Consider the following 21,253-nt stretch of genomic DNA (forward strand, 5'->3'; position numbering starts at 1 on the left):
TTAATAAAACCAAGAAGTAAACCGCACAACAATACTTATTTTTATACCCTTAAAAAAGAAAGAGATTTGGAAAAGTATTTAAGCCAATTAAACGAAGCGCAATTAGCGCCAACCATCCAAAAAGATGGCCCTATGATTGTTATTGCAGGAGCAGGTTCTGGTAAAACGAGAGTATTAACTTATCGTATTGCTTATTTAATGAATCAAGGTGTAGACTCGTTTAATATTTTAGCACTAACATTTACTAATAAAGCAGCAAAGGAAATGAAAGGCAGAATTGCCGAAATTGTTGGTGATGGTGAAGCTAAAAATTTATGGATGGGAACATTTCACTCTGTTTTTGCTAAAATTTTGCGTTTCGAAGGTCACCATTTAGGATTTCCAAGTAATTTTACAATTTACGACACACAAGACTCTCAAAAGCTTTTAGGTTCTATTATAAAAGAAATGGGACTAGAAAAAGACGTTTATAAAACAAAGCAAGTTTATAGTAGAATTTCTTCATACAAAAACAGTTTAATAACTGTAAAAGCATATTTTAAAAACCCAGAGTTAATGGAGGCAGATGCTATGGCACGCAGACCAAGAATGGGAGAAATATATGCAGAATATGTAAACCGTTGTTTTAAAGCAGGAGCAATGGATTTTGATGATTTATTATTAAGAACTAACGAGTTATTAACGCGTTTTCCAGCTGTTTTAGCAAAATACCAAGATAAGTTTCGTTACATATTGGTAGATGAGTATCAAGATACAAACCATTCGCAGTATTTAATAGTTAGAGCATTAGCAGATCGTTTTCAAAATATATGTGTGGTTGGTGATGATGCCCAAAGTATATACGCATTCCGTGGAGCAAATATTAATAACATATTAAATTTTCAGAAAGATTACGACAATGTAAAACTATACCGTTTAGAGCAAAATTATAGGTCAACAAAAAATATTGTTGGAGCAGCAAACTCAGTAATAGATCACAACCAAACAAAATTAGATAAAGTTGTTTGGACCGCAAATGATGATGGACCAAAAGTAAAAGTAAATCGCTCATTAACAGATGGAGATGAAGGTCGATTTGTAGCAAGTACTATTTGGGAAGAAAAAATGAATAACCAATTGCAAAACAGTGATTTTGCAGTTTTATATAGAACCAATGCACAATCTCGTGCAATTGAAGATGCCTTACGTAAAAGAGATATACCATATAGAATTTACGGTGGTCTTTCATTTTACCAACGTAAAGAGATAAAAGATGTTACGGCTTACCTGCGTTTAGTTTTAAATACATCAGACGAGGAAGCTTTAAAACGTGTTATTAATTATCCAGCAAGAGGTATTGGGCAAACAACAATAGATAGGTTAATAGTTGCTGCAAATGCAACCGGTAAAACTATTTTTGAAGTTTTAAAAGAAATAGATTCTATACAAATTAATATAAATGGAGGAACACGAAATAAATTAAAAGATTTCGTAACTCTAATTGAAAGCTATCAAGTAATGAACCAAACGGCAAATGCTTTCGACCTTGCCGAGCATATTACAAAAAGTAGTGGTTTAATAAGAGAATTTAATAAAGATGGTACTCCAGAAGGTGTTTTAAGACTTGAAAATGTTGAAGAACTCTTAAACGGTATTAAAGATTTTGTTGAAGGACAAATAGAAGTAGCAGATTCTACAGGTAATTTAGCCGAATTTTTAGAAGATGTTGCACTTGCAACAGATTTAGACGGTGATAAAGGTGACCCCAATCATGTCGCTTTAATGACAATTCACTTAGCAAAAGGATTAGAATTTAACCATGTATTTATAGTTGGTTTAGAAGAAGATTTGTTTCCAAGTGCAATGAGTATGAATACGCGTAGCGAACTCGAAGAAGAACGTAGGTTGTTTTATGTGGCTTTAACAAGAGCCGAAAAACAAGCCTATTTAACCTATGCGCTATCAAGATACCGTTGGGGAAAACTAATAGATTCTGAACCTAGTAGATTTATTGAAGAAATAGATGATAAATTTTTAGATATAACAACTCCAATTGAAGAAAGACGAATAAACCCAATGCTTTCTCAAGATATATTTGGAGATGTAGAACCTAATAAAATAAGATTTAAAAAACCTGTACAGCCAAAATTTAAGAAGAAAACTACAGCCAAAAAAGAACCAGAAAACTTTAAATTAAGTGTTCCAAAAAAGCTTAAAAAAGTAGAAAAGGCTATGGTTGCAGATAATACTAACTTATTTGATAGCGAATTAGCAGTAGGAAACATTGTTAGTCATTTACGCTTTGGAAAAGGAGAAGTAATTAAAATAGAAGGAAAAGGAAGCGATATTAAAGCTGAAATTAAATTTGATGTTGGCGGAAGCAAAAAACTATTATTACGCTTTGCAAAATTAAATATTATAGGCTAATTATTTAACCATACAAACCGAGTTAATATTACCTTGGTCGTCATATTCTCTAACAGAGTTGTCAGGATCTGTTATCCATTTATTGTCTACAATAAATTTATAATGGTGTTTACCTCCAGACATAACTAAAGAAAATGTCCAGGTATTATTAACTTTTGTCATTCTATATTTTGTCTCATTCCAATTATTAAAACTTCCTGTAAGTATAACGTTTTTGGCATCTGGAAAGGCGTTGAGTTTAAAGGTAACTCTTCGTTGCACATTTATGTGTGAGTTGTACTCGCCAAACTCATTAGTAACTTTATCTGGGTTACTTGGGTCTTCCATCCATTTGCCATCAACAATAAATTTGTATTCGTAATTACCTGGGTCTAATTTTAAAATAATTTCCCAACCATTAGTAATTTTATACATTTTAAAAATAGATTCGTTCCATCTATTAAAAGTACCAGAAAGTACTACGTTTTTAGCATTTTCATAGCCACGAAGTCTAAATCTAACATTCCCATTTTTATCTGGATATGCACCTGTATACATTTTAAGATTGTATACATTTAAATGTGTACCATCTTTAGTTGCTTGTATTATATTAGGGTCTTTTTTAGAAGGTTCTGCCCAAAAATTATTATTGATAACAAACTTAAACTCCCAAGAAAAATCATCGCTAAAATCGGTTAGCTTTTTTCTGAGTTCATAATTCTCATTATCAATTTTTTTCATGTACCACTTATCTTTCGACCAATTATTAAAGTTTCCAGAGACAACAACATTTTCAATGTCGAAATCTTTAAAATCTTCAGCTATACCAAAGGCATCATGAGATACTTTTTTATAATCATTTTTATTAAAAGTAAAAACAACTTCATCGCCTTCTATTTTATAACCTTTCATAGTGTTTTCTTGGGCAAAAGAATGTTTGCCTATAAAAAATATAAGTATAAAAACTAGGTATGTGTTTATTGTTTTCAATGTCTTTTAAATGGAAAATTAATAAAATATATTTTCTCTTTTCGATAGTTTATTATAGTTCTTTTTTGTGCAAAAAAATCATACCCAAAAATACCGTCTAAATCTGTACCAAAAGCAATATTAATTTTATTTAAGTTAGTTAATATGGTATTCATTGGTCCAAAATAAACAGTTTCACTTAGTTTTACACGGTGCAATTTCCCTGCCAAAACTTCTATTTTTTTATTGCTAACACCTACCAATTGTAATCTTTTCTTCGGAATAAAATATTTTAAAACTTTTTTAGATACATTTTTATTAATTTGATTAAACTCTGCAGCGGTATCTAATCCAAATTTTAACTTTTGATTATTTATTGTGCAATTTAAAATTATAGTATGGTTTTTTAATTTAAAATTTACACTATCAACTATCTTTTCAAGATATACATTTTCATCTAGTTTATTGCCATATTTATCTACTTTAGAAAGCGTAATTTGATTTAGATGTAAATCTATAAAAACTTCGTAATCTTTAAGTATACTATAGCCTATTACACCTAAAAGGTTCATGTTTTTTGTTTTTTCTATATGAGATAAATCTAAAACATCGCAACGTTTATTTTTTATGTTTAAACTTTGTATTGTAAATGCTTTTAAACTACGTTCAAGCGGTTTATCTATTAAAGAAATAATTCCCGATGTTTCTGATGATTTTTTAGATTGAATGTATTTTGATGGAAAATGAACTTTATTTAATAGCAAAGCTTCAGATCCTGTATCAATAATAAAATTTCCCTTTTTATTTAGTACTTCGGCTTCAACAACTATAAGGTTGTCTACAAGTTTAAATGGTATTCTAGTTGTATATTTGTTTACCATTTCTGCCTTAGAAAAGAGTATAGGGTTACTGTTGTCTGCATTGCTAGTTTGCAAACAAAAAAAGAGTAGTACTATTACAATTATTACTTTTGGCACATTATAAAGACATTATAAATTTTAAAAAGTTACAGAAAATTAAATTTTTAACTTTATTTTAGATTTAACGAACCAGTTGTAAACAGCATAAATTATAGATTTTTACTTATGGCAGATTTTATAAGAATTTACGAAGAAAACCCTAATCCTAAGGAGATAAAAAAGGTTGTAGACGTGTTAAAAAAAGGCGGATTGGTTATTTATCCAACAGATACTGTTTATGGTTTAGGCTGTGATATTAATAATACTAAAGCGTTAGAGCGTATAGCCAGAATTAAAGGTGTAAAATTAGAAAAAGCCAACCTTTCTTTTATATGTGAAGATTTAAGTAATTTAAGTGACTACGTAAAGCAAATAGATACTACTACATTTAAAATATTAAAGCGTGCTTTGCCTGGACCTTATACATTTATTCTTCCTGGTTCTAAATCTTTGCCTTCGGTTTTTAAAAAGAAAAAAGAAGTTGGTATTCGTATTCCAAACAATAATATAACCTTAGAAATAGTAAAAGCTTTAGGTAACCCTTTAGTATCAACATCTATTAGAGATGAAGATGTGGTTTTAGAATATACTACAGATCCAGAGCTTATTTTAGAAAAATGGGATAACCTAGTAGATTTAGTTATAGATGGTGGTTATGGCGGTAATCAAGGTTCTACAATTATTGACTTATCTAACAACGAGCCAGAAATTGTTAGAGAAGGAAAAGGTAGTTTAGAGATTTTTTAATTACAGCCTAAATCTATTTGTGATTGTTCGTCACTGTTAGGTATGCAATTACCAGAAAATACACTTGCCGGAACATAGCGTTCTAAATTAGGGTCAAATAACGCATTTTCAACAAAAGCAGTTAAATCTATAATTTCTTGAGTTGTTAAATTTAAATTAGTGAACTCTGGCGCTAATTGGCTATCTGGAACTATTTCATTTTCTTTTTCTCCGCTTACAATATAAGTTATTACTTCTTGTATAGAGTTAAAAGTACCACCATGGCCATAGAATTGGTTAGATTTTAAATTATATAAATTAGGCACTTTAAATTTGTAATTATCGTTACTGTTGTTTGTAAAGCCGCCGCGACCTAAACGCTTAAACTCAAAATCCTGTTGGTTTATTACAGTACCATTGCTATGGTTAATGTCTCCCATACCAAGCGCATAAAAATTGTTAGATTTTAGTGCTGGTCCTGTATGGCAATTAACACATTGTGCTTTATCGAAAAATAAAATAGCACCTTTTTTCTCTTGAGTACTCATTTCGTAATAATCACCTTTAAGCCAATTTTGCCAAGGCGATTGGTTTGCTAATAGTGTTCTGTTAAAAGCGGCAATTGCTAAACCTGCAGTAACTTTTGTATAGCGCTCACTTTCTGCAAAGTCTGGAAAAGCAGCATCAAACATATCTTTGTAGTTATACTCAATAGCAAATTCTTCGTCAATTTTTAATCTGTGTGCAGTTTGTCCTACCATGCCTTGTGTTTCCAAACCTTGATAGCCTAAAAGATTTTCTGGAATTGTATTTGCATTTTGTGCTACAAAAGGAGCGTTAATGCCAGTGCCTCCTAAAGAGCCATTCCAAAGCATAACGTCTTGATAGGCAACATTTAATAAGCTTGGTACTTTAATTGGTAAAATATCAATAGAGTCTACAGGCATGTTGGCATCTAAAATTCTATTGTCTCCATTAAAACCAAAACCACTTCCACCTTCACCAATTCCTTGTAAATTACCAGAATAAAAACCTGCAGCTACAGGATGACAGCTAGCGCATGAATATGAATTTTGTGCAGCTTCCATTTTAGGGTTTCCTCCAGTAGCAGTTTCATGAACTAACATTTTTCCTAATTCTACTTTGCTTGCATTTAAAGGGTTATTAGGGTCTTGTGGTATATTTAAATAATCTGTTGAGTTTGGTAGTATAAAATAATCTAGACCTTGACCATTAGAATTAGAATTTAATAATGATAATAATTCTGTGTCTAAATTTGATGCTGCTTCATAATATGGTTCGTCTGTACAAGAAACAATAAAACATATTGCTATAATAACAAAGATTTTATTTAAGCTATTTTTTAAATTAATAATTAGCATTTATACATTGGTTAGTTATTTCTAATATATAAATTAAGTAAAACTTTTGTAAGTAATATTTCTTTTTTCGACTAATTACTTTTTCAGTGGTTTAAAGGCTATTTATAAACAATAAAAAAAGCCCAATCTTTCGATTGGGCTTCTTACATATTAAATTTAATTTTTATCCTTCTTTAGAAAGTTCTTTCATTTCTGTTTCAATCATTTCGTAAAATTGATCGATTTTTGGAAGAATGTAAATTTTTGTTCTTCTGTTAATGGCTCTGTTTTCAGCAGTATCGTTAGATACTAATGGTAAATGATCTCCACGTCCAGCAGCAATTAATTGTTCTGGTTTTACACCTAACTCTTGTAATGCTCTTACAATAGATGTACTTCTTTTTACACTTAAGTCCCAGTTGTCTAGTAATACGCCACCTCTGTTATATGGAACATTGTCTGTATGACCTTCAACCATTGCTTCAAAGTTAGGCTTACCATTAATTACTGTAGCTACTTTTGCTAAAATTTCTTTAGCTCTGTTTGTAATGTTATAGCTTCCGCTTTTAAATAATAATTTGTCTGATAATGAGATAAATACTACACTTTTTTCAACATTAATTTCAATGTCTTCATCGTTTAAACCAACTTCTTTCTTCAAGCTAGTTACTAAAGCTAAAGTTACACTGTCTTTTTTAGTTAAAGCATCTTGTAATCTTGAGATTTTTAAATCTTTTTCTTTTAAGCTTTCAAGAGATTTTTCAACATTTTTAGCACCTTGTGCTGTTAAAACAGTTAAATCTTTAGACGTTTCAATCAATGCTTGGTTGCTTGATTTCATATCTGCTAAACGATCTTTTAATTCTTGTAATCGTGCAGCAGAAGCAGCTTCGTCTGCTAAGCACTTATTTAGTTTAACAGTTGCTGTATTTAATAAATCTTGAGTTTCCTTGTGTTTGTCTTCAAGTGCCATATAGTCTTTTTTAGACACACATGAACTTAAAGTTAATAATGCCGCAGCACCAAATATTAATAGTTTTTTCATAGTTATTATGTAATAAAATTAAATTTTAACATTTCAAAAGTAGCTAATTTTAAAATGTTAAAAGAAGCATTAACAAAACTTTTACTAAAAACTTTTTAATTTTAAATAAAGCTTCTTATTGTCAATAAAATAAGACCAAACAATAGATTTGGTTGTGTAATACTTGTTTTTTTGATTTAGTTTTTTTCGTTGTTTAATTAGCCTAGGTAATCTTGAATAATAACTTATATGTGCTTTTAATATTGCAAGGATGTGACGAAATTTTAATTCGAATAAAAACTTTAAAGCGGCTATACCATCTAATGTTAACCGTACTAATATTAGTATGAATAAGTTACCAGATGCATTTTTTGTTAAGGTTGCTAAACTATTTCTAAAATTTAAATATGTTTTTTTAGGATTTGTAGCATTTAAGGTAGCGCCTCCAACATGATACACTGTAGATTTCCAAATATATTTAGCAATTAAACCTTGATTGTATGCTCGCCAACATAAATCTATTTCTTCCATATGTGCAAAAAACGATTCGTCAAACCCATTTAAGCTGTTAAACACGTCTCTTCTAATAAAAAAACAAGCACCAGTCGCCCATAAAATTTTTGTATTGTTATTGTATTGCCCTAAATCTTTTTCTATAGTATTAAAAATACGACCTCGGCAAAAAGGATAACCAAATTTATCTATAAAACCACCTGCTGCACCAGCGTATTCAAAATAAGATTTATTTTTATAATCTAATATTTTAGGTTGAATAATTGCTGTGTTTTCTTCGTTTTTAAAAGTTTGTATAATTGGAGTTAGCCACTGTTCTGTAACTTCTATATCGCTATTTATTAAGCAAAAAATGTCTTCTTTTAAACCTTTTAATGCGTCATTATAACCTTTAGCATAGCCACCATTTTCCTTATTTTTTATAATTTTTACTGTGGCATAATTATTTTCAACAAATGCTATAGAATCATCACTTGATGCGTTATCTGCAACATAAATGGTTGCTTCTTTTGAATATGCTATAATAGAAGGTAAAAAGGTTTCAAGAAGTTTTTTACCATTCCAGTTTAATATAACGACTGCTATTTTCAAATTCTTATTGTTATGTATTAAATTCTAATGCTTAAAATCTGGGATATCTTGAAGAAAATTATATTTTTCTGCTTCAAAATCCATCATGCAATAATAATGGTTTAAACCGTTAGTTACCATTAAATATGTTGCGTTTAATGCCAAGTTGTAACGGGCAACTTGATCAAAACTAGCCTGACTAATTTTTATTTTTGGTGCTTTACACTCTACAATTAAATGTATGCTTCCGTTTGTATTAAAAACAACAATATCATATCTTTTTTTTAAATCGTTGATTTTTAGTTCTTTTTCTACATTAATTAACGATTTAGGGTAGCCTTTTACATCAATTAAATACTGTACACAATGTTGCCTAACCCATTCTTCTGGTTGTAAAATCACAAATTTTTTACGAATTGCATCGAATATAGATACTTTATTTTCGCTATTTTTGAAACGGAACGAAAACTTTGGAAAGTTAAGCTCTTGCATGCAGTGTTTTATAGTTTTTTCAAAGTTAAACTTCAACAATTAAATACCAAATAACAAACGCTTTTTATTAGTTTCTATTTTGGAATTTTTATTTTTTAATTTGGAATTGCTATAACTTTGGACGAAGTAAAACAACTGGTAACAGACATAAAAAACAATAAACTAGCACCTATTTATTTATTAATGGGTGAAGAAGCATATTATATTGATAAAATTTCAGAATTTATTGAAAACAATGTTTTAGCAGAAGAAGAACGTGGTTTTAACCAAATGGTATTATACGGTCGTGATGTAACAATAGAAGATATTGTTGGTAATGCCAAACGGTTTCCTATGATGGCAGATAAGCAAGTGGTTGTTGTTAAAGAAGCACAAGACTTATCTAGAACTATAGACAAACTATCAGATTATGCTAAAAATCCACAGCCATCAACTGTTTTGGTTTTGTGTTACAAATACAAATCTGTAGATAAACGTAAGGCTGTTTATAAAGCAATTAAAAAATCGGGTATTGTTTTCGAGAGTAAGAAACTTTACGATAATCAAGTACCAGATTGGATTAGAAGAACCTTATCTACAAAAGGTTATAAAATTACTCCAAAGGCTTCGCAGATGCTTGTTGAATTTTTAGGTACTAATCTTGCTAAAATTAATAATGAATTAGAAAAACTTCAAATAGTACTTCCCGAAGGTTCAGAAATTACACCATCGCATATAGAAGAAAATATAGGTATTAGTAAAGACTATAATAATTTCGAACTACGTAAAGCTATTGGAGCCCGAAATGATGCAAAAGCATTTAAAATTATAACCTATTTTGGTGATAACCCAAAAGACAACCCAATGGTTGTAACTGTTTCACTACTTTATAATTTCTTTTCTCAATTATTGCAATTACATGGTATGAATGATAAGTCTCCACGAAGCGTAGCTTCTGCATTGCGTGTAAACCCATACTTTGTAAGCGAATATTTAGATGCTGCACGTAATTTTCCTATGCGTAAAGTAAGTGGTATTGTTGCTACTTTACGTGAATTTGATGTTAAAAGCAAAGGTGTGAATGCCAATGCAGTGCCGCAAAAAGATTTATTAAAAGAGTTGTTGGTAAGAATTTTAAATTAACCTTTCTCGTTTCTAATCTTAATTTTATTAACGTTTTATTTTTAAATTAACACTTGAGATTATTTCGTTAACATCTCGTGCTAAATTGAAGTTAAAGCAAGCTTCAAATTCTTATAAAAGCCTTTAATCATAGTATCTTCGAGTAAACAATTTATTAATCTTAAAACACTAACAATGGAAAATTTAAATAGAAAGACCGTTGCAATTTTAGCAACTAATGGATTTGAGGAAAGCGAATTAAGAGAACCAAAAAAAGCTTTAGAAGATGCAGGAGCAGATGTGCATATTGTCTCTCTTGAAAAAGGAGAAATTAAAGCTTGGGATAACGGTAATTGGAGTGATAGTTATAAAGTAGACAAAACTTTAAGCGAAGTTTCAGAAAAAGATTATAATGCATTAATGTTGCCTGGAGGCGTAATAAATCCAGATACTTTAAGGCAAAATGATGATGCTATAGATTTTATAAAATCATTTTTCGAAAATCATAAACCAGTAGGAGCGATATGTCACGCACCATGGCTTTTAGCCGAAGCTGGAGTTCTTGAAGGTAGAAAAGTAACCTCATATAATTCTATAAAAACCGATATTGAAAATGCAGGTGCTAAATGGTATGATGAAGAAGTAGTTTGCGATAGCGGTTTAGTAACGAGTAGAAATCCAAACGATTTACCTGCTTTTAACTCTAAATTAGTAGAGGAAGTTTACGAAGGTAAACATGAAGAGCAAGTAGCTTAATAAATATAAAGAGCAAAATAAAAAAGCAGCCATTAGGTTGCTTTTTTTTTGTAATAAATTGCAACATGGAGATTATTATGAGTAAAATAGTATTATTTACAAGAGTGATTTCCATATTGACAGATACTTAATATCATACAACTAAAGTAATAATGTATATGGTGTTACAATGCTTATTAAAAAATGGCTGGAAGATTGTATTTTTGATAAAATAATATTGAGCCAATTTAAATAGAATGTTTAAAAAAATACTTAAATCTGTAATGCTTATAACACTTGTAATTATTGGTATGCTTGTAATAACATATCTGTTATTCACTAATTTTTATCCTAGTTTTGGAGGAGACATAAGTAAGGAGCAACAACTTGTTTATTCAGAATCGAAACAGTATAAGAACGGAAAGTTTAAAAACACAAATCCTGTTCCAAAAGAATTAAGTTTTTTAGAAACCATGAAACTTACTTATACTTTTTTTACTAAAAAAGTACCTAACGCAAGACCAAAGGCAGACTTAGTTCCAACCAAAATAGACTCTGCATCTATTGCAAATTATAAAGGAGAAGCTAGAATGCTTTGGTTTGGGCATTCGTCTTTTTTATTGCAAATAGATAATAAAAATATACTTTTAGACCCAATGTTTGGTAAGGTTGCTGCGCCATTAGAAATTTTAGGAGCAAATCGCTTTAACAAAGAATTTCCTTTAGAAGTTGAAAAGCTGCCAGAAATAGATGCAGTTATTTTTTCTCATGACCATTACGATCATTTAGATTATAAAACAATACTAAGTTTAAAAGATAAAACAAAACAATTTTATGTACCACTTGGCGTTGGAGAGCATTTAAGAGCTTGGAAAGTACCTAATAATAAAATTTCAGAGTTAGATTGGTGGCAAAGCAAACAATTAGATAACTTAAAATTAGTTTGCACACCAGCTCAACATTTTTCTGGAAGAAAACTTAATAATGGTCAAAGTACACTTTGGAGTTCATGGGTAATAAGCTCTAAAACTGAAAATATTTACTTTAGTGGAGATAGCGGATATGCTTCTCACTTTAAAACTATTGGAGATAAATATGGACCTTTTGATTTAGCTTTAATGGAATGTGGTCAATACAATAAAATGTGGCCAGATATACATATGATGCCAGAAGAAACAGCACAGGCTGGAGTAGATGTTAAGGCAAAAAGAATAATGCCAATACATTGGGCAGGTTTTAAATTAGCGCTACACGAATGGACAGATCCTGTAGAACGTGTTACAAAAAGAGCCAAAGCTTTAAATCTAGATGTTATAACACCAACTATTGGACAGCAAATTATGGTAAAAGACACCACAAATAATTATACCCAATGGTGGAAAAACCTTTAAAATATAAGACCTTAATACTATAAACAGAATACTTATAAGCGAAGTTTAAACTAATTATAGCGGTAATTTACATGTATTCTAATTGTAAATTATAGTCGTATTGTAAATCTTCATGTAGTTTTAAAACCTTTTTAGTGATAGCTTCAATATTACGGTTATAAAGGTTTGTAAGTGTTGTATTCCTTGATATAGAAGGTTTCATAGCCTTAAGCTTTTTACAAAAATAGAGTAGTAGTTCAACTTCAGTTTCTTTATTAAGAGAGTATCTAATATATTTTTTAGTGTTTCGTAGAATTTTACGTACACTCTTTTTAATGTAGAAAAAACTATTGGTATTAATTAAATTAAACTGTTCATCTATTTCTTGCTTTACAGTTTCTATGTAACCAGTTTCACTATCTGCTTCAAAAAGCAAATAGGTTAATAGCTCTTTATTTTCTTTTTTAAAACGAGATAAACGTAGGCATAACTCGGCAAGTTCTTGATTGCTTTTGTGTTTTAACTCTTTTCTAATGGTAACTACAGAAACAGCTTTCATATATTTTCTTTTTAAAAAGAAGGGTTTGTTTTTTAGTTTATGCTTTCAATATAACATTTAAATTTATCACAATTAAAAATTATTTAACAGTATTTTTTTTAGAATTGAAGTACCTTTTGGTTGCTGAATGTTTTAGTTCAGTTTAAAGAAAATTTTAACCAAAAATTAAATAGATGCCATTTATTTCAAACAAAAAAAGTACAGAACAAGTAGATATATTTTATGAAGATTACGGTAAAGGACAACCTGTAATATTAATTCATGGTTGGCCACTAAGCAGAAAGTCCTGGGAGCACCAGGTTTGGAAAATTGTAGAAGCCGGTTACCGTTGTATCTCTTACGATAGAAGAGGTTTTGGTATATCTTCTGCACCTTGGGATGGATATGATTATTCATCTTTAGCTAGTGATTTAAATGCAATTATTGAAGATTTAGAACTTAAAGATGCAATTATAGTTGGTTTCTCTATGGGTGGTGGCGAAGTAGTACGTTATTTAACAGAATATGGAGATAGTAAAATTGCTAAAGCAGCATTAATTTCTTCTATTGTCCCGTTAGTAAAACAAAAGGATGATAATGAAGCAGGTGTACCAGAATCTGCACTTAAAGACATACAAAATGCTTTAGAAAATGATCGCGTTGGCTTTTTAAAAGATTTTCATAAAGGGTTTTATAATTTTGATGAAACTAAAAAAGAAGGACGTATTAGTCAAGCTGTTTTAGATTACGATTTTATAGTGGCTTCTCACGCTTCTCCAAGAGGTACAATTCAAGCAGCTTTAGCTTGGATGCATACAGATTTTAGACCCGAATTAAAAAATGTAAAAGTGCCAACTTTAATTGTGCATGGCGATGAAGATAATACAGTGCCAATAGGAACATCTGCAGAGCAAGCAGCAAAAGGCATAGCTAATTCTACTTATAAAATTATAAAAGGTGCGCCACATGGTTTAAACGTTACGCATAAGGAAGAGTTAAATTCTATTTTAATAGATTTTTTAAAATCTTAAAATTGAAATACAGTTAATTTAAAAGCCTGCAATTGCAGGCTTTTTTTATAATTTATAGTGTTTTTTTATAACACGTTTAGTCTTTAATAATCTAAAAATACCAATTAAAAGTATAAGTGGTGATATAGCAGTTAATAAGGCACCAAATGTTTTTAATTCGGTTAAAAACTCTAATTTTAGTATGGTTATACCAGAACCTAAAAAAACAATGAAGGTTCTAAAATAAGCTAAAAACGTTCTTTCGTTTGCTAGCTTAGTTCGCTCTATAGCTAACCAATCTCTAGTAGTTAAATCATTATCCGTTATCATATTTGTCCTTTTAATAAATTAATACTTACAGTGGCTAGATCACTATTTGGAAATTTTGAAAAATATTTAGGGTCTTGAATCAAACCTGCTTCTTCTGCAATTTTATTAAACACATCTACTTCAAGAATGTATTGATCACTATAACCATGTGTAGCATCGTAGGCAGTTGCTGCGGTTTTACCAATATTATTAGCTGTTAAATTAGGTTTGATGGTGTGAAGTTCTATAATTAATAAACCAAATTTTTCTACATATGGTTTCCATTTTTGAAAATGTTCTAACAAAGAATCTTCAACTAAGTTATTACTTATTCGTTGACCTTGATATGCGAAAGCACCACAAGAACTACTTATACGATTTGATGGTTTTTTAGGTGTTTCCCAAATACGATTATGGTCTAAAAATGTACGTACATTAAGTAAATCGCTTAGCTCAATATTATAATCTTCTTTTAAATCTTTAGCCAATAAATCTGGTCTGCCAATGTCTCCCCAAATAACTTTAGCCCAAATATCTGCTTTAATTAAATTTGCTCTTGTTACTTTTAAAGCTGCTTTATTAAAATCTGCACCAACAAGTAATAATGGATATTCTTCAAGCATTTTACCGCGTAAGGTTTGGTGTTCTATAACATCAAAAATATGTTGTATAAAAGCACCATTACCACAACCCATATCTAATATGCCTTTAGGTTGCTCGTCTATTGGTTTATTAAATAGCTCAATTATTACTTGATCTATTACTTTAAAATATGTAGAATGTGCGCCGCCGCTTCCCCAAACATTCATTTCTCTATGTACGTGTTTCTCTGTAGTTTCGGGATCATCATTTTTAAGAATTGTAGGGTTACCAAATAGTAATTCGTCTAATTTTAAAAATGTTGGTAAATAGGAAACAGTAACACCGTAAGCCGATGCTCTTTTTGCAAAAAATAAGCCTTCGTCTGTAAACTGGTAAGTATTATTTTTCTTTTTAAACCATCCTAAATAACTTAAAAAATCTAATATTTTTTTAAAACTTTCTGGATCTTTATGGTACTCTTCTGCAGTAAAAGAGGCTTCCATAAAATATTTATGAAACAAACCGTTAACACCTAATAGTACAATAATTGGAGCAGTAATACAACCTTCAATATGTTTTAGTATTTGAAATTCTACTGTATCAACTTCGGCTTTATCTAACCCAAAATTATCTCTATATTTTGTGAACACGCGTTCTAAAGCTAAAAAGGCATCACTACCAATACGCTCTTCAGGAAACTTTACAGCATAATTTAATATAGAAACAGCATCTTCGTAAACATGTGCTAGTGAAAAGGCAGTATTACTTTTATCGTTTGTTGTAAAAGACACAATATCTTTTGCGTTATCTACCTCTTGATTAAGCCAACCTTGAGAACAAAGTAGTCTAAGTGCTATATTTAAATAACCTTCATTAGCATTAAAATGATTTGATAGGCTAGATAATGTTGTAGTTTTATTATCAAGCAAGTAATTTAGTACACCTTTTTTGTGCAATGCATAAGTTGTTGTTGCTATTGCAATTCCATCTAAGTGTCTAAAAATAGTACTCCTTAAAAGTTCTTTGTCTTTTTTAGTTAGCATAATTTTTAAGTTAGATTTTAAAAATAAATAAAAACCTTTACAAAAAAGCAAAAAACTTTAAAGTAGTATAAATAAGTATACCTATTGTTAATTGAGTTATTACCTTAGTTTAGGAAATGTTTTTGGGTTTGCTTCGTGCATTACAGCATAAACAGCTTCAAAAATATCTTCTGCAGATGGTTTAGAGAAATAATCGCCATCACTACCATAAGCAGGTCTGTGCGCTTTTGCTGTTAATGTTTTTGGTGCACTATCTAAAAACTGATACCCGTTTTGTTTATTTAAAACTTGATCTAATAGGTAAGCAGAAGCGCCTCCAGGAACATCTTCATCTATAACCATTAAACGATTCGTTTTTTCAAGACTTTTTACAACATCATGATTAATATCAAAAGGTAATAGAGATTGTGCATCTATAACCTCGGCATTAATACCTACTTGTTGTAATTCTTTAGCAACTTCTTCTACAATTCTTAATGTAGAACCGTAAGAAAGTAATGTAATATCGTTTCCTTCTTTTATTGTTTCTACAACACCAATAGGTGTTTTAAACTCTCCAAAGTTAGATGGTTTTTTCTCTTTTAAACGATAACCATTTAAACATTCTACAATTAAAGCAGGCTCGTCACTTTCTAATAAAGTATTATAAAATCCTGCAGCCTTTGTCATGTTTCTTGGTACTAAAACGTGTATACCGCGAATTAAATTTAAAACGCCACCCATTTGCGAACCAGAATGCCAAATACCTTCTAATCTATGACCACGAGTACGAACAATTAATGGCGCTTTTTGGCGTCCTTTTGTTCTGTAATGTAAGGTTGCTAAATCGTCACTCATTATTTGTAACGCATATAGAATGTAATCTAAATATTGAATTTCGGCAATTGGTCTTAAACCACGCATTGCCATACCAATACCTTGACCTAAAATGGTAGCTTCACGAATTCCAGCATCTGCAACACGTAACTCACCATATTTTTCTTGTAATCCTTCTAATCCTTGGTTTACATCACCAATATTTCCTGCATCTTCACCAAATATTAAAGATTCTGGATAGTTGTTAAATAGAGCATCAAAATTATCTCTAATTACTACACGACCATCAACTTCTTCATCTGTATCGTAAGTAGGTTTAACTTCTTTTATATTTATTGCTGCTGATTTTGTTTCGTTATGTAAATGCGAACTGTATTTTGGTTGAATTTTATTGAAATAACCATCAATCCAGTTTATTAATGTTGTTTTAGCTGAAGAATCTTCGTTAACAACATAACGTAGTACTTTTCTAGCTGTAGAAAGAATATCTTTTCTACCTGGCTCACTAATAGCTGATAAATCGTTAATTAATTTTTCTATAAAAACTTTATTAGCACTAGTTTCTGCTACTTTAGTAAGTATTTTAGAGACTTCTTTTCTTTCTTCTAAAATTGGATTTAAAAAGGCAGTCCAAGCGGCTTTTTTACCTTCGCGTACAGCTTTTTTAATATCTTTTTCAATGGCAGTTAATTCTTCGTCTGTAGAGATGCCAGTTTCAAGCATCCATTCTCTAAGTTTAACATTACAATCGTTTTGCTTTTCCCATTTTAAACGATCTGCATCTTTATAACGTTCGTGAGAACCAGATGTAGAATGGCCTTGAGGTTGAGTAAGTTCGTTAACGTGAATTAAAACAGGTACATGTTCTTTTCTTGCAATTCTTGCAGCTTCTTGATAGGTTTCAATTAAAGCAACATAATCCCAACCTTTAACTTTTAAAATTTCATAACCATTGGCATCTTTATCACGTTGGAAACCACTTAAAATTTCAGAAATGTTTTCTTTAGTTGTTTGGTGTCTTGCATGTACAGAAATACCATATTCATCATCCCAAACACTAATTACCATTGGTACTTGTAAAACTCCAGCAGCATTTATGGTCTCGAAAAACAAACCTTCACTTGTACTAGCATTACCAATTGTTCCCCAAGCGATTTCGTTTCCTTTTTTAGAAAAATTAGTTGTATCAATACCTTTTACATTTCTGTAAACTTTAGAAGCTTGTGCTAAGCCTAAAAGTCTTGGCATTTGTCCTGCAGTAGGAGAGATGTCTGCACTAGAATTTTTTTGTTTTGTAAGGTTGTTCCAGTTTCCGTTTTCGTCTAAACTAAACGTAGAAAAGTGTCCGCCCATTTGGCGACCACCAGACATTGGCTCTTGTGATAAATCTGTATTGGCGTATAACCCAGCAAAAAACTGTTGTATAGTTAATTCGCCAATGGCCATCATGAAAGTTTGATCTCTATAATAGCCTGATCTAAAATCACCATTTGCAAAGGCTTTTGCCCATGCTAATTGCGGTACTTCTTTACCATCGCCAAAAATACCAAACTTAGCTTTGCCGGTTAAAACTTCACGGCGTCCAAGTAAGCTACATTCTCGACTGGTTACAGCAATCTTATAATCTTCTAAAACTTGTGTTTTAAAATCGTTAAAGGAAAGCTCTTTTTTTAAGTCGGAATTTGTGCTCATATGTTTAGTTTTTTTGATAAGCAAATTTAGCGAATAAAACTGATTTTGGCAACATTAAAATGTCTTAAAAAAATGATAAATTAATACTTAAAGCTGATTTTTGATAAGAATAATGTATAATTATTGGTTTAAATGAATATCTGTTGAAAATAATTCAATTAATTAATACCAGCGTCTAGTAAATAATTTCACAAGTGTACTTGGAGATAAAGTTACAATAAAACGGATGCTTTTATCGTATTCTGGTTGTGCAATTTCCCAACCTTTGTTAGAGTAAACAGGTAAGTATAATTCGAAATAATCTTGTACTAGATTTAATCGTATTCCAGCATCATAAACAAATTTAGGACTTAAATTGTGGTTTTTTACAAAACCTACATCACCATAAGCCATGATGTATTGCCAAATAGTTGTACTCGCATTTATAGTAGAAATCCAATGATTTGCAAAAGCAGGTTCTAATTGTGATTTAAAGCCGCCTTCGGCAAGAATAAGTTGTTGGCTAGTTATGCCTTCATCTTCGCTTCGTCCTAAATAATCATAATCGAAAAGGTAATCTGTTGGCCTGTCTAAAGCAAAGCTAAAAAAATCGGTGTCTTGAAAAGTATTGTTATATAAAAAGGCTCCTACATAAGCTCTTATATTATATTGTCGGTTTTTTTGGGTTAATTTTCTAAACTCTATTGTTGCAGAAAGTTTTCCAAAATCTTTAGCTAATTGTAAATCTGTAGTTAGAGAGCTAAAGTATTTTAAATTATTATTTATAGAGGCATAATTAGCATTAAAAACACCATATTTTGGTTCGCCTTCTGTTTCAAATTCTCCTGTTGGGTCTTCGTCACGATCTACACTTACATATCTAAAATTTAAATATTGTTTTTTGTTTTTTCTTAAATCGTTTGGGTCTCTAAAGGCAAAACTTATAGATGGTGTAAAAGTTGTGTAAGATAAATCTTTAGCATAATTGTAGTTTTCAACTCTTACTGTATATCTAGTGCTAAAATTCTTAACGTTTTCTTTTCTGTGTATATAACTTAAGTAAGCGCTACCAACTAAATCATTACTTTTTATACCGTATTTAGGGCTAAATTTATATAGAAAGTCTTTTGAAAGTACTGTTTTGTTATAGAGTTTAAGTCCTGGCGAAAAACCATCGTATAGATTGTATGCAAACTCTGGCATAAAAAATATTTGGCTATAATCGGGATCTTCAACATCTTTAAATAGCCTAAACTGTATTGGTTTATCTAACACTTTATTTACCGCTTTCCAATTGTTTCTATCTTTAACCTCTGGAATAATTTTGTCGTAGTTTAAAGCTAGTCTATCTACATCTGCTCCTGGAATAGTAATTGTTTTTTCACCTTTAAAGCCTTCAACCCAAATTTTATTTACGGCAGTATCATTTTTAATAGAAAATAATGAAATTGGAACATTATTTTCTTTTTTGTTAAGAATAGTAACAACTAATGAATCTCCTTTTTTATCTATGTCTTTTATACGGTAATCTATTTTAGTATTCGAATTTAAAAAATCATTATAAAACCAATCTATATTTTTAATACTATTATTTTTTAAATAGTTATAGAAATCTATTCCTGTGGTGGTTTTTAATTTTTTATCTGCTATAAATTGTTTTACTGCATTTTCTGTTACTTTACTATTGTTATAGCTGTTTAAATATCTTAATCCTGATCCTGCTTTATATTTATTACCAATATTTTTATTGTATTTTAATAAAGAGTCTTTTGCCATTGTTAGTGGCTGATCTAAGTTTGTCCTTGCCATATGTAAATAGGCAAGATTGTATTGGTCATTAAATTTTAAATCTGCAGCATGAAAAGCTCTAATTCCCCAGATATTTCCTAATGTTCCAGTAAGTTTTATATTAGGATAATTGTCTTCTACATACTTTATTAAAAAATAGGTTTGAATACCATCTATTACCCATTGGTCTTCTCTTGGGTTTATTAAAACAACATTTTCAAGGTAATTTCTTAACGCTGTTTTTAATATTTTCATTTCGTATTGAAATGTATCTTGAAACGGACGAATAAAATCTGGTAATAAATTTAAACCATAAATTGGTTCTTTTTTATAATCTATCCAAGTTAACAGTAATTTTTCATGAGGGTATTCGCCAATATTTTCAGTAATATATTTTGTTACTCTATCTGTTATAATTGCAACATCTGTGCTTGGTAGATTTTCTGTATCTATATTTGATTGTATCGCAAAATAATCTGTTTCAACGGTATTAAAATCGTTGTTTTGTTTTAATGTGAATTTTGTGTTTATACGGTCTTTACCATGTATTGTAGTTATTTTTCTACCTTGATTTTCTTCAGATTTTATTTCATTTAACTCTGAAATTAATGTGTAAGCTGCATCGTAATTAGCTTCAATTGTTATTTCTGCTTTTGGTATATAAGCATCATTTAAATCTTTATTACTATAATATTGCCATTTTCCATTAAATATTGCTGGTGTAATGTACCAGTAACGTAGCATGAAATTATTATCATCACTTATACCGTAGCGTGTAAACTTATCGTTTTGCACTTGTACGGTATAATTTAGTGTGATATTGTATGTGTTTCCAGGTTGTAGTGGTTTACTTAAAACGACTTTTATAACATCTGGATGCTGTTTTAGTCGTGAGTGATATAGTTCTTGATTTTCGTCTTTAATAGAAGATATTAGTGTAAAACCACGATCTTCATCTTTTGCAAAATGAAATGTGTTTTTAAATTCTTCGGCAAAACGTGTTGCTAAAGGCGTTGTTTTAGATGAATAGCTATTACTCCAATCGTTTAAGTATATAGTGTCTAATACTTTGTTAGAAGTATTTAAATACTTTATAGTTTGATAAATATGTATGCTTTTTGTTGAAACATCAAAGTTTGCTTTAATGTCAATAGTATTTTGGCTAATAACCAGATTACTAAAAATAAGGCATAGAGAGAGTAATATGTAATTCTTTTTCAAAGGATATACAGCGCTTTTTTTACTAATAACGTAATAATTTTTTAAAAACGTATGCCAATTTAACAGTTTA

At 30.2% G+C, this 21,253-nt stretch carries 17 protein-coding genes; 6 read left to right on the forward strand and 11 right to left on the reverse strand.

What is annotated here, in order from left to right:
* Positions 1 to 66 precede the first annotated feature (66 nt).
* Positions 67 to 2,406 carry an ATP-dependent helicase gene (locus tag BM549_RS07150; protein ID WP_290469641.1) on the forward strand — a complete coding sequence of 780 codons (2,340 nt, stop codon included), beginning with the start codon at positions 67 to 69 and terminating at the stop codon, positions 2,404 to 2,406.
* On the opposite strand, the gene BM549_RS07155 is transcribed toward BM549_RS07150, so the two are convergent.
* Positions 2,407 to 3,297 (reverse strand): hypothetical protein, encoded by an 891-nt coding sequence (locus tag BM549_RS07155; protein WP_290469642.1) that lies wholly within the window; start codon positions 3,295 to 3,297, stop codon positions 2,407 to 2,409. It abuts the gene before it with no gap.
* Between the two features lie 74 nt (positions 3,298 to 3,371).
* Positions 3,372 to 4,331 carry an aspartyl protease family protein gene (locus BM549_RS07160; protein ID WP_290469643.1) on the reverse strand — a complete coding sequence of 320 codons (960 nt, stop codon included), beginning with the start codon at positions 4,329 to 4,331 and terminating at the stop codon, positions 3,372 to 3,374.
* A gap of 108 nt (positions 4,332 to 4,439) precedes the next feature.
* Between BM549_RS07160 and BM549_RS07165 the strand changes: the two genes are divergently transcribed.
* Positions 4,440 to 5,060 (forward strand): L-threonylcarbamoyladenylate synthase, encoded by a 621-nt coding sequence (locus BM549_RS07165; RefSeq protein ID WP_290469644.1) that lies wholly within the window; start codon positions 4,440 to 4,442, stop codon positions 5,058 to 5,060.
* Here BM549_RS07165 and BM549_RS07170 read toward each other — a convergent pair.
* The 4 genes from BM549_RS07170 to BM549_RS07185 all read right to left on the reverse strand — a co-directional run bounded on the left by BM549_RS07170 (position 5,057) and on the right by BM549_RS07185 (position 8,999).
* Positions 5,057 to 6,421, reverse strand: a complete 1,365-nt coding sequence (locus BM549_RS07170) for a cytochrome c peroxidase (RefSeq protein ID WP_290469645.1) — start codon at positions 6,419 to 6,421, stop codon at positions 5,057 to 5,059. The genes BM549_RS07165 and BM549_RS07170 overlap by 4 nt on opposite strands.
* A 163-nt stretch (positions 6,422 to 6,584) precedes the next feature.
* Positions 6,585 to 7,445, reverse strand: a complete 861-nt coding sequence (locus tag BM549_RS07175) for an OmpA family protein (protein ID WP_290469646.1) — start codon at positions 7,443 to 7,445, stop codon at positions 6,585 to 6,587.
* Between the two features lie 84 nt (positions 7,446 to 7,529).
* On the reverse strand, positions 7,530 to 8,528 hold the full coding sequence (locus tag BM549_RS07180; RefSeq protein ID WP_290469647.1) for a glycosyltransferase family 2 protein: 999 nt from the start codon (positions 8,526 to 8,528) through the stop codon (positions 7,530 to 7,532).
* A 24-nt stretch (positions 8,529 to 8,552) separates the two neighbouring features.
* Positions 8,553 to 8,999, reverse strand: a complete 447-nt coding sequence (locus BM549_RS07185; protein ID WP_365337177.1) for a type I restriction enzyme HsdR N-terminal domain-containing protein — start codon at positions 8,997 to 8,999, stop codon at positions 8,553 to 8,555.
* Positions 9,000 to 9,116: 117 nt separating this feature from the next.
* On the opposite strand from BM549_RS07185, the gene holA reads away from it, so the two are divergent.
* The 3 genes from holA (at position 9,117) to BM549_RS07200 (ending at position 12,226) form a co-directional block, all read left to right on the forward strand.
* Positions 9,117 to 10,121, forward strand: a complete 1,005-nt coding sequence (gene holA / locus BM549_RS07190; protein WP_290469648.1) for a DNA polymerase III subunit delta — start codon at positions 9,117 to 9,119, stop codon at positions 10,119 to 10,121.
* Positions 10,122 to 10,295: 174 nt separating this feature from the next.
* Positions 10,296 to 10,856 carry a type 1 glutamine amidotransferase domain-containing protein gene (locus BM549_RS07195; RefSeq protein WP_290469649.1) on the forward strand — a complete coding sequence of 187 codons (561 nt, stop codon included), beginning with the start codon at positions 10,296 to 10,298 and terminating at the stop codon, positions 10,854 to 10,856.
* 236 nt (positions 10,857 to 11,092) lie between these two features.
* Entirely contained in the window at positions 11,093 to 12,226 is a 1,134-nt protein-coding gene (locus BM549_RS07200; protein WP_290469650.1) for an MBL fold metallo-hydrolase, read from the forward strand.
* 67 nt (positions 12,227 to 12,293) lie between these two features.
* On the opposite strand, the gene BM549_RS07205 is transcribed toward BM549_RS07200, so the two are convergent.
* Positions 12,294 to 12,764 carry a hypothetical protein gene (locus BM549_RS07205; RefSeq protein ID WP_290469651.1) on the reverse strand — a complete coding sequence of 157 codons (471 nt, stop codon included), beginning with the start codon at positions 12,762 to 12,764 and terminating at the stop codon, positions 12,294 to 12,296.
* Positions 12,765 to 12,937: 173 nt separating this feature from the next.
* On the opposite strand from BM549_RS07205, the gene BM549_RS07210 reads away from it, so the two are divergent.
* On the forward strand, positions 12,938 to 13,774 hold the full coding sequence (locus BM549_RS07210) for an alpha/beta hydrolase (RefSeq protein WP_290469652.1): 837 nt from the start codon (positions 12,938 to 12,940) through the stop codon (positions 13,772 to 13,774).
* A 45-nt stretch (positions 13,775 to 13,819) separates the two neighbouring features.
* Here the strand turns inward: BM549_RS07210 and BM549_RS07215 are convergent, their stop codons facing one another.
* From BM549_RS07215 to BM549_RS07230, 4 genes are all read right to left on the reverse strand, one after another.
* Positions 13,820 to 14,083: a DUF202 domain-containing protein gene (locus BM549_RS07215; protein WP_290469653.1), complete on the reverse strand. Its 264-nt coding sequence runs from the start codon at positions 14,081 to 14,083 to the stop codon at positions 13,820 to 13,822.
* The gene (locus BM549_RS07220) at positions 14,080 to 15,687 is read right to left on the reverse strand and encodes a class I SAM-dependent methyltransferase (protein WP_290469654.1); all 1,608 of its coding nucleotides are present in this window, start codon (positions 15,685 to 15,687) and stop codon (positions 14,080 to 14,082) included. The genes BM549_RS07215 and BM549_RS07220 overlap by 4 nt, the downstream gene beginning before the upstream one ends.
* Positions 15,688 to 15,786: 99 nt before the next feature.
* The gene (locus tag BM549_RS07225; RefSeq protein ID WP_290469655.1) at positions 15,787 to 18,195 is read right to left on the reverse strand and encodes a thiamine pyrophosphate-dependent enzyme; all 2,409 of its coding nucleotides are present in this window, start codon (positions 18,193 to 18,195) and stop codon (positions 15,787 to 15,789) included.
* Between the two features lie 162 nt (positions 18,196 to 18,357).
* The gene (locus tag BM549_RS07230; protein WP_290469656.1) at positions 18,358 to 21,183 is read right to left on the reverse strand and encodes a metalloprotease; all 2,826 of its coding nucleotides are present in this window, start codon (positions 21,181 to 21,183) and stop codon (positions 18,358 to 18,360) included.
* Positions 21,184 to 21,253 lie beyond the last annotated feature (70 nt).

This window comes from Lacinutrix sp. MedPE-SW, from assembly GCF_001874145.1.
Lineage (GTDB): Bacteria > Bacteroidota > Bacteroidia > Flavobacteriales > Flavobacteriaceae > Lacinutrix.